2 protein-coding genes are annotated in these 17,936 nt (G+C 56.0%); both read left to right on the top strand.

What is annotated here, in order from left to right; translation table 11 throughout:
• Positions 1-4 precede the first annotated feature (4 nt).
• On the top strand, positions 5-17,650 hold the full coding sequence (locus A0G03_RS22035; RefSeq protein WP_277814061.1) for a hemagglutinin repeat-containing protein: 17,646 nt from the start codon (positions 5-7) through the stop codon (positions 17,648-17,650).
• Positions 17,647-17,928, top strand: coding sequence for a DUF6966 domain-containing protein (locus A0G03_RS02125; RefSeq protein ID WP_053075308.1), 282 nt, complete (start codon positions 17,647-17,649; stop codon positions 17,926-17,928). Before A0G03_RS22035 ends, A0G03_RS02125 begins: the two co-directional genes overlap by 4 nt.
• The last annotated feature ends 8 nt before the right edge of the window (positions 17,929-17,936 follow it).

The following is a 17,936-nucleotide window of genomic DNA, read 5'->3' as shown; positions in this document are numbered from 1 at the left end:
AGGGATGAAACCAATAAAAACCACACAGCGCCTGCTGGCGTATACGCTGATCCACTTCATTGCATTTCAGCCGCTATTGCCAGCAATGGCCGCAGGCGTGCAGGTCGCAACGGGTAATACTGCGCTGGATCAGGCTGGCAACGGCGTGCCGGTCATCAACATCGCCACGCCAAACAGTGCGGGGATCTCCCACAACCAGTACCACGATTTTAACGTCGACAAGCCTGGTCTGATCCTGAATAACGGCACAGAACAGCTCAATCCGACCCAGCTCGGTGGGCTGATCCAGAACAACCCCAATCTGAAGGGGAAAGCCGCCGACGCCATTATCAACGAAGTAGTGTCGACCAACCGCAGTACGCTGGCGGGCTACCTGGAAGTGGGTGGTAAACAGGCTAGCGTCATCGTTGCCAACCCGAACGGGATCACTTGCGACGGCTGCGGTTTTATCAACACCCCGCAGGTGACGTTGACCACTGGGAAACCCCAGTTGGATGCGCAGGGCAATCTGCAACGTATCGACGTGACACGCGGCGATATCACGCTGACTGGGCAGGGGCTGGATGCGAGCAAGAGCGACTACCTTAGCCTGATTTCCCGTACCGCGCAGATTAATGCCGGGCTGAATGCCAATGACACGCAGATTGTGCTGGGTGCCAATCAGGTTGACGCGACGGGCAAGGTGACGGCGCAGGCGGCGGATGGCGGTGCGGTTAATGGTGTAAAAGTCGCGTTGGATACTGGCGCACTCGGTGGGATGTACACCAATCGCATCAAGCTGGTTTCCAGTGATAAAGGCGTGGGTGTAAACGTCGGCAATCTCAGTGCACGCAGCGGTGATATCACGCTGTCTGCCAACGGTAAACTCAGCCTCGGTGATGCGGTAGCGCAGGGAAACATTCAGGCTGATGCTGACGCGCTAGTATTGCAGGGCAAGCAGCAGGCGGGGAGCGCCCTGACGCTGAAAGCCAGACAGGACATCGCGCTGCAGGACGCCACGCTGCGTGCTGGGCAGGATATCGATCTCCAATCCGGCGGTGAGCTGACTGCGCAGAACAGTCTTATCAGCGCAGGCGTGGATGCACAAGGTACCGTCAAATCCGCCAATCAATTATCCCTAAAAAGTGACGGCGTCACACTCTCTAATGCGCAGCTTGCGGCGGGTAAGATCACGATCGATGCAGGGAAATCGCTGAAGCAGGATGCCAAAAGCGGGATTAAGACGAATACCTTACTTGATGTGCGTGGGGACGTGGTGTCGCTGGCGGGAATGGCGGACGCAGACACGATTCGCCTTGAGACAAAAAACCTCAACGGTGCAGGCAGCGCGCAACTTCAGGCGAAAAATAACGCTACGGTACGCGTCACGCAGCAGGGCGACTGGCAGGGGAATCTGACCGCAGGTAACGCGCTGACCGTTGACGGCGGGAAGATAGTACAGCGTGGTACGCTGGCGGGGAAAACGATCTCGCTGACCGTCGATTCGCTGGATAATCAGGGTGATATCGCTTCGCTTCAGGGGCTGACGTTCAGCGGTACTCACCTGACTAACAGCGGGACGCTGGCCGCAGCAGAGCGCCTGACGGTCAATGCGAACCGACTGGATAATACTGGCTTACTCAGTGCGCGTGACGATATCAGGCTTGAGCTGCAAACGGCGCTTGCCAATCAGGGTAAGATCCTGACGGATAACCAGCTATTTCTGCTGGCCGACAGCATCAGCAACGATGGGACGCTACAAGCAACCGCGCTGACCGCGCAAAGTCGTCAGTTTACCAATCAGGGCGAAGTGACGGCTAATGAACTCGATCTGACCAGTCAGACGACAGAAAACCACGGCACCATCAATGCGCAGCAGATATTGGCGCTGCATGGCGGCAGTGTAGTAAATGACGGCACGCTCAGCGCAGGAGAAAAACTAGCGCTGACGCTGGGGAAAACGCTGGATAACCGTGGTCTGATGCAGGCCGGTACTGCCTTACACGTAACCGCCGACCACGTTAGCAACGACGGCACGCTCACCGCCCCTGAATTACAGTTGCACACCGAAACCCTGGCCAATCAGGGAGCGCTTCAGGCCGATAACGCGCTGCACCTCGATGCTACGCATCAGTTGACGCAATCTGCCAGCGGTACGCTGCTGGCGGGCACCGAACTGACGCTGAACGCCGGACAGGCAGAAACCGACGGCGCGATTCAGGCGCAGCAGTTCCTGATGAATGCCGAACGCTGGCTCAATACAGGTAAAACCAGTATTACCGGCGACGGAAAGATAAAGGCTGCGCAGTTGGACAACCGCGGCAGTTTGCTGACGGCAGGGAACTGGGCGATTGTCAGCGATGCCATGAGTAATAACGGCGCGTTGCAGGGCAATACGCTGACTCTTCAAGCCAATACGCTCACGAACCGCGGGCAGGTACAGGCGCCGGGGGCAGTAACCCTGACTATCGCTGATGCGTTAACCAACCACGGCGACTGGTTAAGCGGTGATGCGTTGCGTATTGAGGCTGCGAACGTCCAGAACGGGGGCACGCTACAGGCGTTAAACCTTACGACAGTCGGTGGCGCGCTTAACAACAGCGGCAATATCAGCGGTATCAATAGCCTGTCATTCTTCTTAAACGGCAATCTGGATAACACCGGCACGCTACAGGGCAACCAACTTCACGCGGAAGCCGCTCGTCTTAGTAATCAGGGATCGTTTTACGGCACCGACGTGCTGACGCTGGCCGTCACCGAAAATTTGGATAACAGCGGCACGCTGCAGGGCAATCAGCTTCACGCAGAGGCTGGCAGCCTTACCAATCAGGGCACGCTTCACGGTACGGATGCACTGACGCTCGCGATAGCCAGCAACCTGTCTAATCAGGGGATGCTGCTGAGCGAAGGTGACAGCACGGTGACGGCGCAGCAGCTTGATAATACGGGGTTATTACAGGCAAAAAACGCTGCACTTCAGGTGGGTTCGCTGGATAACGCTGGAAAAATCTTCGGTATCGCTTCACTGGCGCTGACAGCCACCAACGGGCTGATCAATCAGCAGAGTGGCAAATTACTCACACAGGGTGCGGCGGTGCTCACCGCGGCGGATGTCGTCAATGCCGGAGAATGGCAGGCACAGCGACTGACTCTGACGGCGAATAATTTAACCAATGACGGTGAGATTCAGGGGGATGACGCTTTATCCCTGACGCTACCAGCCGCTGAAGGCAAGGGCACGTTAATCAACCGTGGCGCATTGACGACGGGCGGTGACGCCACGCTGTTTTCGCGTCTGATAGATAATCAGGGCTCGCTATCTAGTCTGGGTCACACGGCATTGACCGGGATGTCGTTGATTAACGACGGCCGTTTGGTGGCAGCGACAGGGCTGTCGCTGTACGGCGACTATCGGGGCAGCGGACTGCTGAACACGGCAGGTACGCTGACGCTCCAGGGCGACACGCTGGTTAACGACGGGCACTGGGAAAGTCGGGCTCTGTCTCTGCAAGGGTTGTCGTTCACCAATCAGGGCTCGGTGTTAGGGAATGACGTGACGCTGTCGGCGAACCGTCTGATGAATCGCGGTAGCGTTGTGGGCGGTGATTCTCTGAGGATCACGTTGTTTGACCGTCTGGATAACGTCGGTGAGTTGCGCAGCGATAATCTGTCTCTTACGGCATCAGGCATGAACAATCGCGGCGACATTCAGGGTATCAATACTCTGCAACTGAATGTGTCGGGATTAGTGGATAACGCGGGCGTCATCAGCGGCAACCAGTCGGTGGCAGTGACGGCAGGTGACGTCAAACAGCTCGGCACCCTGGAAGGGAAAACCGTCACGCTGGACGCCGCCTCGCTGGTCAATCAGGGAAAAATACTGGGCGTGGATGCGCTGACGCTCGCCATCGCAGGCAATGTCACGAACAGTGGCAATGTGTTGACGCAGGGCAATGGGATGGTGACTGCGCAACAACTGGACAATAGCGGGCTGCTGCAGGCCGACAGTCTCACGTTGGAAGCGGATGAGGTGACCAATGCTGGGCAATTGCTCGGTATTCAGGCGCTGTCGATAACGGCACGCCATGGGCTGACCAATCAGGAAAACGGCAAATTGCTCACGCAGGGAGCGGCGGTTCTGCAGGCCGCTCAGGCGGAGAACCACGGTGAATGGCTGGCGGATAACCTGACGTTGCAGGCCGAACGTTTCACTAACACGGGACGGATCCAGGCCGATCGCGATCTCGGCATTATCGTGGAGCCAACGCGTGCTCTTCGTCAGCCGTCTTTTCTGACGATGGCGTTAACGCTGGCGGCAGATGCACAGCAACTCAGCCTGAGCGCTTCACCTCAGTGGGCGGGGGAAAACAGCGGTGTTCTGGATAATCGCGGCACGCTGGTGTCAGGCGGGGACGTACACCTGAGCGCCACGCAAATAGCCAACCAGGGCTCGCTCTCCAGCAACGGTGCAGCAACCTTGACTGGTGAGTCGATTGATAATACCGGTGCTGTGATGGCAATGAAATCGCTGTCGCTGACGGGGAATTATCAGGGAAGCGGGTCGCTCAATACGGACGGTTTGTTGGCCTTGTCCGGTACGATGCTTGCGAATACCGGGCACTGGCGGGCGAATGCCATTCAGACGAAGGGACTCACGCTGGATAATCAGGGCACGTTGCTGGGGCAACGGATCGATATCACGGCAGATAACGTGTTCAACGGCGGCGAAATAGCAGGGATTGACGCGTTGCAATTGACGCTTGCCGATCGCCTGACGAATCAGGGCGAACTCTACGGAGCGACGCTACGGTTGTCAGCGACCGACCTGTTTAATCAGGGGGAACTCTCCGGTGACGACCTGCATCTGACTCTGCAAGATGATTTGCACAATCGTGGCCTGATTAGCGGTAGTGAGCGGGTGCAGCTTGGGGCGGGTCAGGTCGATCAACGGGGTTCGCTGGAAAGTCGCGATCTGCAGGTGCAGGCAAACGCACTCGACAATCAGGGCACGATGCTGGGCGTGGATGTGTTGACGTTTGCTATCCGTGATACCGCACGTAATCAGGGCAAGTTGCTGAGTCAGGGCTCCAGCACGCTCACGGCTAATCGGCTGGAAAACAGCGGACACTGGCAGGCGGACACGCTGGCGCTGACGGCAGACGAGATCGATAATGCCGGACAATTGCTGGGGCTGTCTGCGCTGTCGTTGACGGCGAAGGGCCGTCTGGACAATACGCAAAACGGCAAGCTGCTCACGCAGGGCATCGCGGTATTGCAGGCGACTAACGTAGAAAATGACGGTGAATGGCAGGCGGATAACCTGACGCTTGACGCGCAAAACCTGATCAACCGTGGGCACATTCAGGGCGATAAATCGCTTAAGGCGACGCTGGTAAACGGTGATGTAGACAATAAGGGTACACTGTGGAGTGAAAACGCCACGCTTGCCGCCCGAACACTGACTAATGAAGGCAACATCACCGGCGTTAACGGTCTTCAACTGACGCTGGATAACACCTTAACTAACCAGGGTGCGCTGAACAGCAACCAGCTAAGCGCACAGGCCAACAAACTGGTCAATAGCGGAAAAATCAACGGCCTTGACCGTCTTGAACTGACCGCCGTCGATAGCCTGGATAATCAGGGGGCGTTGTACGGTACGGTGTTGACGCTCAATGCGAACGACCTGACCAACAGCGGCGATATCACGGGCGTTGACAGCCTGATTCTGAGTCTGAAGGGTACGCTGGACAACGCGCGTGATATCAGCAGCAATGCGCTGACCCTTGATGCTAACGATGTGTTCAACCACGGCATGATTACGGGCGTTAACGGGTTAACGTTCCTGCTCGGCAATCATCTCGACAATCAGGGCGCGCTGAACAGCCATGCGCTGTCCATCACCGCCAACGATCTCACTAACGATGGCCAGATCAACGGCACGCGCAGCTTGCAGTTAACGCTGGGTGGTGACTTGACCAATACCGGTGACCTTACTAGCCAGCATATCGATATAACCGCGGAGGACGTGCTCAACCACGGGCAGGTGCTGGGTTCGGACGATCTGCAATTGGATCTGCGTAATAATCTGGATAATCACGCTGTCATCAGTGGTAGCAATACGTTGGGTATCATCGCGAAAAGCCTCGATCAGCAGGGTACGCTGGAAGCCCGCGCGCTGACCGTGGACGCCCAGACGCTGGATAACCGCGGAAAAATGCTGGGCGTGGATGCGCTGACGCTGGCGATTGCGGGGATGGCACGCAATCAGGGCAAATGGCTGAGTCAGGGCAGCAGCACGCTGACGGCGGATCAGGTTAATAACCACGGGCAGTGGCAGGCGGGTGATATCACGCTTCAGGCCAATGATCTGACCAACAGTGGGCAGATTTTCGGCATCAATGCCTTGTCGCTGACGACAATTCGCGGCCTGACTAACCAACAAAACGGTACGCTCCTGTCACAAGGCATTGCCGCCTTACGCGCCGCCAGTGTGATAAACGACGGTGAGGTACAGGCTGATCGCCTGACGTTTGAAGCACAAGAGCTGAGCAACCGTGGGCGTATTCAGGGGGATCGCGAGTTAGCGGTCATGCTGGATAGTAACAACCCTGCCGGCCGTTTAACCAATTTGGGCACCTTGATGTCCGGTGGCGATAACCAACTGCAAGCCAGCCTGTTCGACAATCAGGGCACGATCTCCAGCGTAGGCAAGATGGACGTGCAGAGTGCGGATATTCGCAACGCGGGCAATTTGATTGCCGACGGCGCACTGTCGCTCAGTGGTGACTATCAGGGCGCGGGTCTGTTGCACACGGCCGACACACTCACGCTACACGGTAATCAACTGAACAACAACGGACGCTGGGAAAGCCGAGCGCTGGCGCTGAACGGCGGGGCGCTGAACAATCAGGGTACGCTAGTCGGTGAACGCGGTATCACGCTGGAATTGCGTGAAGGCTTGACGGTCGGCGACACCGGCAAACTGCTTACCAACGGTGCCCTGCAGGCGCAGGCGGGGATGGTCGTGAACGACGGTTTCTGGCAGGGCAACACGCTGACGCTGACGGCAGATAACGTCGAAAATGCCGGGCAACTGCTGGGGCTGTCTGCGCTGTCGTTGACGGCGAAAAACCGTTTGGGCAATACGCAAAATGGCAAGCTGCTCACGCAGGGACTCGCGGTATTGCAGGCGACCAACGTAGAAAATGACGGTGAATGGCAGGCGGATAGCCTGACGCTGGACGCACAAAACCTGATCAACCGTGGACACATTCAGGGCGATAAATCGCTTAAGGCGACGCTGGTAAACGGTGATGTAGACAATAAGGGCACACTGTGGAGTGAAAATGCTGAGCTTGCCGCACGGACACTGACCAACGAGGGCAATATCACTGGTGTTAACGGTCTGCAACTGGTGCTGGATAATGCGTTAACCAATCATGGCACGCTGAACAGCTATCAACTGACTGCACAGACCGACAGACTGGTCAATAGCGGGAAAATCAACGGACTTGACCGTCTTGAATTGACCGCCGTCGATAGCCTGGATAATCAGGGGGCGTTGTACGGTGCAGCGTTGGCGCTGAATGCGAATGACCTGACCAACAGCGGCGCTATCACGGGCGTGGACAGCCTGACCCTGGATCTGACTGGGACACTGAACAATGTGCGTGACATCAGCAGCAATGCGCTGACCCTTGATGCTAACGATGTATTCAACCACGGCACCCTGACGGGCGTTAACGGGTTAACGTTCCTGCTCGGCAATCATCTCGACAATCAGGGCGCGCTGAACAGCCATGCGCTGTCCATCACCGCCAACGATCTCACTAACGATGGCCAGATCAACGGCACGCGCAGCCTGCAGTTAACGCTGGGTGGTGACTTGACCAACACCGGTGACCTTACTAGCCAGCGTATCGATATAACCGCGGAGGACGTGCTCAACCACGGGCAGATGCTGGGTTCGGACGATCTACAACTGAACTTGCGCAATAAGCTGGATAATCGCGGTGTTATCAGCGGCAGCAATACGTTGGGTGTAATCGCGAAAAGCCTCGATCAGCAGGGTACGCTGGAAGCCCGCGCGCTGACCGTGGACGCCCAGACGCTGGATAACCGCGGAAAAATGCTGGGTGTGGATGCACTGACGCTGGCGATTGCGGGGATGGCACGCAATCAGGGCAAATGGCTGAGTCAGGGCCGCAGCACGCTGACGGCGGATCAGGTCGACAACCACGGGCAGTGGCAGGCGGGCGATATCACGCTTCAGGCCAATGATCTGACCAACAGTGGGCAGATTTTCGGCATCAATGCCTTGTCGCTGACGACAACCCACAGCCTGACTAACCAACAAAACGGTACGCTCCTGTCACAGGGCATTGCCGCCTTACGCGCTGCAAGTGTGATAAACGACGGTGACGTGCAGGCAGAACGCCTGACGTTTGAGGCACAACAGCTGACCAACCGCGGACGGATGCAGGGCGATCGTGGATTCGCTATCACGCTGGATAGCAACAACCCTGCCAGCGTGTTAACCAATCAGGGCACGCTGCTCTCCGGCGGTGACGGCTGGCTGAGCGCCAGCCAGTTCGACAATCAGGGTACGGTCTCCAGTGTAGGCAAGATGGACGTGCAGAGTACGGATATTCGCAACGCGGGCAATCTGATTGCTGACGGCGCACTGTTGCTCCGTGGCGACTATCAGGGCGCAGGTCTGCTGCACACGGCCGACACACTGACGCTACACGGTAATCAACTGAACAACAGCGGACGCTGGGAAAGCCGAGTGCTGGCGCTGAACGGCGGGGCGCTGAACAATCAGGGTACGCTAGTCGGTGAACGCGGCATCACGCTGGAATTGCGCGAAGGCTTGACGGTAGGTCGCGATGGTCAACTGCTGACCAGTGGCGCCTTGCTGGCGAAGGCAGGTGAGGTTATTAACGACGGATTCTGGCAGGGGAAAACACTGGAACTGTCCGCGAACGACCTGATTAATGGTGGTTCGCTGCTCGGTCAGGATGGCCTTCGCCTCGATTTACTGCGCACCTATCAGGGAACCGATTTATCCCACCTACTGAGTGACGGGAATGCGGTTATCAATGCTGAGCGTGTTACGCAAAGCGGAGAGATAGCGGCGGGAACGCTGAGCCTGACCACAGGTACGTTGGAGAACGGCGGGCGCGTGCTGGGCAGCAATGGCCTGACGGTCACAAACCGTGATGCGCTACTTAACCGCGCCGGTGGTGAACTGCTGACCAACGGCGCAGGCCGTGTTGACAGCGGATCGCTGATCAACGCGGGCACGCTACAGGCTAACGACCTGCAACTGCGGGCTGGTGAAATCGATAATCAGGGACGTATTCAGGGCACCGACGCACTGCGTTTGCTCGACGTGCTGCGCTATGTCGGCGATAAAAGCAGTCAACTGCTCAGCAAAGGCGTATCTACCCTTAATGCTAAACAGGCAGAAAACGCCGGTTTATGGCAGGCGGGTACGCTGACGTTGAATGGCGAATCGCTCGATAACAGTGGCACCGTAGCGGGGCTGAACGGTTTGTCGCTCAACGGCGACGCGCTAACAAATAAGGGTGAACTGTTCTCGCAGGGAACGGTGACGTTAACGGGCAAGACGCTGGAAAACAGCGGTACGCTGACGGGTGTCGGCGGCTTTACGCTGCAATTGACCGATCGCGTCGACAATCTGGCGGCGGGACGTTTACTCAGCGGCGGCGTGGGCGAACTCACGACTGGCGTGTTGAGCAATCAGGGGCTGTGGCAAGCGGACGAATTGCGTCTGACAACCAGTGACCTCGATCAACAGGGAAATCTGCTGGGCGTGCAGCGTGGTACGTTGCAACTGACCGGATCATATCAGGGCGCGCAGGGTAGCCAACTTGTCAGCGGCGGCGATCTCAGCCTGACGGCGCATGACATCACTAACCGTGGACAGGTTCAGGGCCGCACGCTGACGCTGGGTGCCGATGAGATCACGAATCACGGCACTCTGCGTGGCGATAGCGCGCTTAACGCGACAGTCTCAAATCAGTTCAGTAATGCGCCACAGGCGCGTTTAAGCAGCGACGGCACGCTTAACGTGCAGGCGGTCGCGCTGAATAATCAGGGCGAGATAAAAGCCGTCAACACCACGCTGACGGGCAATACCGTCACCAACGGCGGCACGGTGCAGGGCACCGCTGCGCTACAGTTGGACACGACAGACCGCATCGTCAACCAACAGGTCGGACAGCTGTTATCCGACGGCACCACGACGCTGAAATCAGCGGCGGTAGAAAACCACGGCTGGCTGCAGGGGCGTGGGCTGGACGTGAATACCGCACAGTTTACCCAGCAGGGCAGCCTGATGGCGCAGGATAAACTGACGCTGAAAATCCCGCAGTGGGTGAATAACGGGCTGGTGCAGGCGGGTGAACTGGAAATCATCGCCGACGAACTGGACAACCACGGCACGCTGCTGGGCTTGACACAGCTGGCGCTGCAGACGCAGCGGCTGATCAACCGTCAGGGCGCGAAGCTCTACAGCGCGCAGGATTTGCGCCTGAAAACTAATACATTGCAACAGGACGGGCAACTGGTCGCGCTGGGTAACCTGACTGCCGATATCACCGGGCCGCTGACCTTCACCCAGAGCATGGCAGCGGGGCAAAAATTAGCGCTAAACGTCGCGGGTGACCTCGATCAGCGCGGGACGTTACAGGGTAAATCCGTCCAATTGACCAGTACTGGTACGCTTACCAATCAGGGCAACATTCAGGCGGGCGGCGGTGAGTCGCGTATCAGCGCGAAAGACATCGTACAACTGGAAACGGGCAGCGTTCAGGCTGGCGGGAATCTGACGCTGGTCAGTGATAACACGCTGAATAATAAAGGGCTGATTGGCACTACGAGCGATCTGCTGATTCAGGCGGGCGGCACGCTCCATAACAGCAGCATGCTCTATGCGGGCGGCAATATGCGCTTGCTGTCCGATTCCCTCACCAACGTCTTTGGCACCATTCTGGCAGGTAATAACCTGCTCATTCAGCGTGACGACCAAGGCACGGCCAGCACCTCGTTGTTAAACAGTTCAGGTACTATCGAAACGCAGTCCGGCGATATCACGATTAATACTGGTACGTTGACTAACCAGCGTGAAGGGTTGGTGGTGACGGAGAGTGAATTGGCTGGGGACTCGGTGCCGGATTGGGTAGGTAAAACGACGGCTAATATCCCGATCGAATGGTTTAAACCTGAGGATTATGGGGTCGTAAGTTTCATCTCTGTTTATAGAGGTGATGGATATTCTAGTGATGAATCAATAGTATATGGTATGAAGCCATCATCTTCGTTATATGTTCCCTACGAACATGCTTATATTAAAAATATTATAATAGCAAATAAGGAAATTAATATATCTGTACTAGGTTATGATGGCCGAATCTATTCTGGAAATAATATTTCTATAAATTCAACTCTCCTAATTAATGATGCCTCTCAGATCGTTTCAGGAAAAAAAATAGAGTTAATTGGAAATAGTATAAGTAATCAGTCATATCAAACAGGGGTTACAAAAAAATATTTAACATATCAGTATGAAAATGCTAAGTACAAACCAGCACAGTATTATATAAATGGTGTGCTTTCAAAAGTTAAATATACACCATCTAGTTTTGATTACATGTTGGCCAATTTTTCCCCATATCTTACTTATATCTTGAAAAACACCCCAACCTACGAAAAAACTGTTGGCGAAAGCTATAACGCGTTAATTCAGGCAGGCGGCACCATTACTGCCAACTTTAAACAGGATATCAGTAATACCACGCTGCAACCGGGCAGCGGTGGGTTTATGCCTGCCTCCACCAAACCGGTGCTGGATAGCATCACCGCGCTGTCGCCATTGCAGAAACAGACCACGCGTCAGTTGGTCAGCCAGGATTCGTCGTTTAACGCGGGTGCGGTTGACGTCACAAAAGCAGGTAGTGGACAGGCGACGTTGGCGGGTAATGCCATAGGCGTAGCGGCGACGGGTAAAGCCGTGGTGCTGACGCAGCAGTCTGGCACTTCGCTGCAAACGACGGCGCAGGCAGAGAACATTACACCGTTGACGCAGGGGCAGCAGTCCGCAGAGCCGCTGACGCTGAATACCAGCGACGCGGTGGTGTTACAACCTGCTACTTCCGGTCATATCAGCAACCCTGATTCGGTCGCGCTGACGCAGCAGGCTGGCACCGCGCTGCAAACGGCGGCGCAGGCTGAGAACATTACGACAATGACGCCTGGGCAGCAGGCCGCAGGGCCGCTGACGCTGAAAACCGATGATGCGCTAGTGTTAACCGATCCCAACGCCAGCCCTGTCGTCCATTCTGATGCGGTTGCGCTCACGTCGACAGGCCAACGTCCTGATGCCGGACAGAGTCTGACGCCCGTTACCGTGGACAATTCGACGACAGGTGTCACGATAGCGGGCACGGTAGGGGCACCTGTAACGTTGGCGAAACCGGGCGCGGTGGTTGTGGAAACACCGAAGCAGACGGTGAGTGCAGACAACTTTCCGGGTGGGGGTACGCCCTCTGTGCCACAGCCTCTTTCTGCTGCTGAGCTGCTGAGCGCCATCGGTAATGGACTCCAAAACCTGAGTACCAATCCGCTCGCCGAGTACCCACTGCCGACAGGTAATAACGGGCTGCTGGTTGTCGATCCTAATGCGGACAGCCGCTACCTGATCCACACCAACCCGAAACTGGAACAGTTAGGTCAGGTCGACAATGCGTTGTTCAGCGATCTGCAAACGCTGTTGGGGCAACAACCGTCAACGGTGGTGCCAGTCGAAACGCGCTCACAGTGGACGCAGGCCGACAAGGTGTTGGGGTCGTCCTATCTACTGGATAAACTGAATCTGGATGCGGATCACGACTACCGTTTTCTGGGGGATGCGGAGTTTGATACCCGCTACATCAGTCAGGCGGTGCTGAAACAGAGCGGGCAGCGTCACCTGAATGGCGCTGGTTCCGATCTGGCACAGATGCAGATGCTGCTCGATAACGCCGCGGCGGCGCAGAAAGGCATGAACCTGCAACTGGGTGTGAGTTTGACGCCGGATCAGGTAGCCAACCTCAGTCAGAGTATGGTCTGGTGGGAAAATATCGAGGTCAACGGTCAGACTGTGCTGGCACCGAAGCTGTATCTGGCGCAGGCGGATAAAAATAACCTGCAGGGCAGCGCGATTGTCGCGAACAAGGTTGAGCTGAACGCGGGCGGCGGCGTCACCAACAGCGGCACGATCAAGGCGGTTGAAGTGTTGGCGATTGCCAGCGGCGACAAGATTGATAACCATGAGGGCGGCCTGATCAAGTCAGACGGCGGCCTGAATCTGGTGGCATTGAACAACATCACCAACAGCGGCAGCCGGATTGAAGGTAACACGCTGCAACTCGCCAGCATTAACGGCGACATCATCAACCAGACCGCGTCGCGCGATTTTCAGACCGCGCAGCCGAATGCTTCACGCAGCGGCACGGGATCGCTCACGTTCACCGAATTGGGTAAAACCGCCGAAATTGTAGCAGGTAACAGCCTGACCCTCAGCGCGGGCAAGGATATCCGCAACGTGGCGGCCACGTTGAATGCCGGGCAGGATATGGCGCTGAACGCCAAAGGCAATGTGGCGATTGAGGCGCTGACGCTGACCAATAATCGCGTGGATATCGGGTGGGGTAGCAGCAATACCGCGCTGAACACGACCGTGCAAGGTAGCGCCGTCAATGCGGGCGGTGCGCTGAAAGCGGTAGCGGGTCTGGATATTCAGATCGATGCCAGCCAGCTTTCCGGCGGCTCGGCGCTGTCGCTGGCGGCGGGTAATGATATTCGCCTCACCGCGCAGGACACGCTAAAAGAGACGCTGTATCAGGGCGGTAGCACGGCGCAGCGTCGCACGCAGGAGGTGGCAAACAGCCAGTTACTGAGCGGCGGCGACCTGGCTCTGGTGGCGGGACGAGATGTCTTGTCTGAGGCGGCCAGCCTGAATGCCAAAGGCAATGCGACACTGGCGGCTGGACGCGATCTCAATCTGCTGTCTCAAGAGGAAGAAACCTACAGCGGCAGCTGGTGGAACCGTCATGCCGACTGGCAGCAAAACATCACTCAGCAGAGCACCGAGTTAACAACGGGCAAGGGCTTGAACTTGCAGGCGGGCAGAGACATCAATCTGCAAGCGGCACAGGGCGTGGCCAGCGGCGCGGTGACGGCACAGGCGGGCAACGACATCAATCTGCTGTCGGCAACCGAAACGCAGCACACCTTCTTTGAAGAAACAAAAATCAAGAAAAAGGCCTTTTCGAAGACGGTGACGCATACGTTGCGGGAAACGTTGCAAACCGATGAGAAGGGCAGCCTGCTGTCGGGTGACAGTGTCACGATGGCCGCTAATCAGAATATCAATCTGCAAGGTTCCTCGGTGGTCGGCGACAAGCAGGTCACGCTGCTGGCGAATAATGACGTTAACACCGCTGCCAGCGTAGAGAACTACCAGAACTATGAAGAGCACAGCAAGAAAAAAAGCGGCTTGTTCAGCGGCGGCGGCATCGGCTTCACCATCGGATCGACGTCGACTAGCCAAAAACTGCGCGATCAGGCCGCAACGCAGAGTCAGAGCATCAGCACGCTTGGCAGTACGACAGACTCAGTGACGGTGAAGGCTGGGAACGATGTCACCCTCAGCGGCACCGATATAGTGGCGGGGAAAGACATCCTCCTGCAAGGCAACAACGTCACGATCGATCCGGGTTATGACACGCGCAAGCAGCAACAGGAGTTTGAGCAGAAAAGTGCAGGCCTGACTATTGCGCTCTCCGGCGTAGTTGGGGCTGCGCTCAACAGCGCGGTGCAGAGCATTCAGGCGGCAAAAAGCGAAAGTGATGGTCGACTGGCGCTGCTTCAGGGGATGAAGGCGGGGCTGGCTGGGTATCAGGCCTATCAGGGCAGTCAGTCCGAGTTGAACAACAAAGGGGAAGCCTCTTTCGTCGGCGTCAGTATTTCTCTCGGGGCGCAGAACTCACGATCCAGCCAGACTAGTGAACAGAAGCAGAGCTTTGGTTCGACGCTGAATGCGACGCGAGATATCGGTATTGACGCGCGCACGGGAGATATCACGGTTGCGGGTAGCCAGCTTAAGGCGGGCGGCGATGTCATGATGAACGCGGCGCAAGATATCCACCTGATCTCTGCCCGTAATAGTGAAGCGCTGAGTGGCAAAAACAGCAGCAGCGGCGGCAATATCGGTGTCAGTCTGGGATTGAGCAACGGTAGCGCGGGGCTTAGCATTTTTGCTAACGTTAATGCGGCGAAAGGGCGGGAAACCGGCACGGGCAATACTTGGTCAGAAACCACGGTGGATGCAGGTAACCATGTCACGCTGAAAAGCGATCGCGACACGCGACTGATTGGCGCGCAGGTGAACGCTGAGCGCATTGATGTTGACGCAGGGCGTAATCTGCTGTTGCAAAGCCAGCAGGATAGTGACCGCTATGATTCCAAACAGGTTAGCGGATCGGCAGGCGGCAGCTTTACCTGGGGCGGCGGTGGCGGCAGCGGCTACATCAGCCTCAGCAAGGACAAGATGCACAGCAATTATGATAGTGTGCAGCAGCAGACGGGGTTCTTTGCTGGTAAAGACGGATTTGGTATAAAAACTGGTGAACATACCCAGCTTGACGCCGCCGTGATTGGTTCTACCGCCAGCGCCGAGAAAAACCGGCTGGAAACGGGGACGCTCGGCTGGAGCGGGCTTAACAATAAAGCCGAATTCAAGGTGGAGCACAGCGGCGCAGGTTTCAGCGCCAGCCCATCGATGGGCGGTAGCATGCTGTCGACGTTGGCGATGAATGTGCCGTCGGCGCTGATGGCGTTGGGTAACAGTGGCAATGCATCCAGCACCACCTATGCGGCGGTGAGTGACGGCAGCCTGCTGTTGCGGGACACGGCGAAGCAGGTGCAGGATATCGCCACGCTGAGCCGTGATGTTGAGCACGCGAACAACGCGCTCAGCCCGATCTTTAACAAAGAGAAAGAGCAGAAACGCCTGAAGCAGGCGCAGCTGATTGGTGAAATCGGCGCGCAGGTGATGGATATTGTGCGCACGGAAGGCGAGCTGAAAGCGCAGAAAGCCGCGGAAGCGAAAGGTGATTCCAAAGTCGAACGTCCGAAAGACGGTGACTCGGTCGCGCAGTGGGAGGACTATAAAAAGGCGCTGACGGAATCGCCGACCTACAAGGCCGAGATGCAGAAATACGGCACGGGTAGCGATTTCCAGCGAGCGGCACAGGCAGCGACGGCAGCAATTCAGGCACTGGCGGGCGGGGATATCCAGAAAGCGATTGCCAGCGGTGCGTCACCGTATCTGGCACAGCTGGTGAAAGATGTCACGATGCCGAAAGATGAGAGCAAAGCCACGGCGTCCGATATTGCAGCAAACGCGATGGCGCATGCGGTGGTGGGTGCGGTGGTTGCACAACTGTCGGGTCAGGATGCGGCAGCGGGGGCGCTAGGTGCCTCCAGCGGTGAACTGATCGCCCGTGCCATCATGGCCGATCAATATCCTGGGAAGACGGCGAATGACCTGACGGAAGCGGAAAAACAGTCAGTTAGCGCGCTTTCGACACTGGCCGCGGGTCTGGTATCCGGTCTGGCAGGCAACAGCACCGCCTCCGCCGCCAGCGGCGCACAGTCTGGGCGTAATGCGGTGGAGAATAACTATCTGAGCAATCAACAGCGCTCAGAGAGAGATAAAGAGTTTGATGCCTGTAAAGGCAATATGTCCTGCCAATTGCAAGTGGGGGCAAAATGGGATGCCATCAGTCTGGGGCAAGATGCTGCCTACGGTGCAGGTATGCTGGTTGGTGTTCCTCAAGGGATTTACGACTCAGTCGAGAGCTTATCGAAATCCATCAGTGATCCTGCTGCGGCTTATGATGCAATCAAGCAATTGATAACGAGCGATGACATTTTTATTACGATGTCGGATGCGGTTAAGCAAAGCTACATTGACCGTATCAATCTGATGGAGTCTGAGTATCAGAAGGCTGGCGCAAGTGGTGCGTACAATGCCGGTGTTGAAGCTGGTAAACTCGTGTCTGATTTGGCTGCGGCCATCGCAGGCGGAGTAGGTGTTACGAAAGCAGGGACGGCACTCACGGAAAGAGTGGTAGCTAAAGTAGTGGGTAAAGTTGAATCTGCTGTTAGTCACAGTGTTGTTTCGTTCCCAAATAAGGTTATTGGTGAATATTCAGCAATTAAACCTGGGCCGTTAGATAATGATTTAGCAGCCACTTTTAGTGGTGGAAGGTATAAAGAAATGGTATTGAAAGAAGATACTATTCTTTTTCGTGGAGGGGTGTCCGATAAACCTTATGGTCAGTTCTTTAGTTCGGAAGCACCACAAGGTGTTATTCAAACAAGGATCGATAAAGCTGTTCTTCCTAAGTGGCCTGGCGGGGGAACGTCACCAATAGATACATCTTTTGCGATAAAAATCCCCTCAGGTACAAAAGTGTATGTAGGTGAAGTTGGAACCCAAAATGGGTTATATGTCGGTGGTACGCAACAGATTGTAGTTATTAAACCTTGGGAAATTAAAGGTGCTGAGGTTGTTGAGAGGAAACCATTAAAATGAATCAAGATAGATTGCTAGTTATACAAAGTAAATTAAAACGTATGGCACTACTTTTGAATATAGGTGGTTATCCTGACTGGGCTAATGGGCTTGCTGAACTATCCAATAGACTAATTGTGTCTCCAGATGTAGTCCGAACAGAGCTTCTGGGCCTTTATGGTGGAATGGGGTCATTGAATGACTTATTACTCTACAAGGATGGTGTTCTTCTATTCGATGAAAATGAAGAGTTTGATTGCTTAAGAGCAGAAGTTTTCAATTTGGTTTCATACGCTTGAATGCTCCC

The sequence above is a fragment of the Pectobacterium peruviense genome, assembly GCF_002847345.1.
Taxonomy (GTDB): Bacteria; Pseudomonadota; Gammaproteobacteria; order Enterobacterales; family Enterobacteriaceae; genus Pectobacterium; species Pectobacterium peruviense.
The sequence above is the reverse complement of the archived record's forward strand: the minus strand, read 5'-3'. Positions and strand labels throughout refer to the sequence as shown.

What these genes read in the sequence shown, in the direction of transcription:
- A0G03_RS02125 (WP_053075308.1), top strand. Translation starts at nt 17,647, where the DNA reads ATGAATCAAGATAGATTGCTAGTTATACAAAGTAAATTAAAACGTATG.
- A0G03_RS22035 (WP_277814061.1), top strand. Translation starts at nt 5, where the DNA reads ATGAAACCAATAAAAACCACACAGCGCCTGCTGGCGTATACGCTGATC.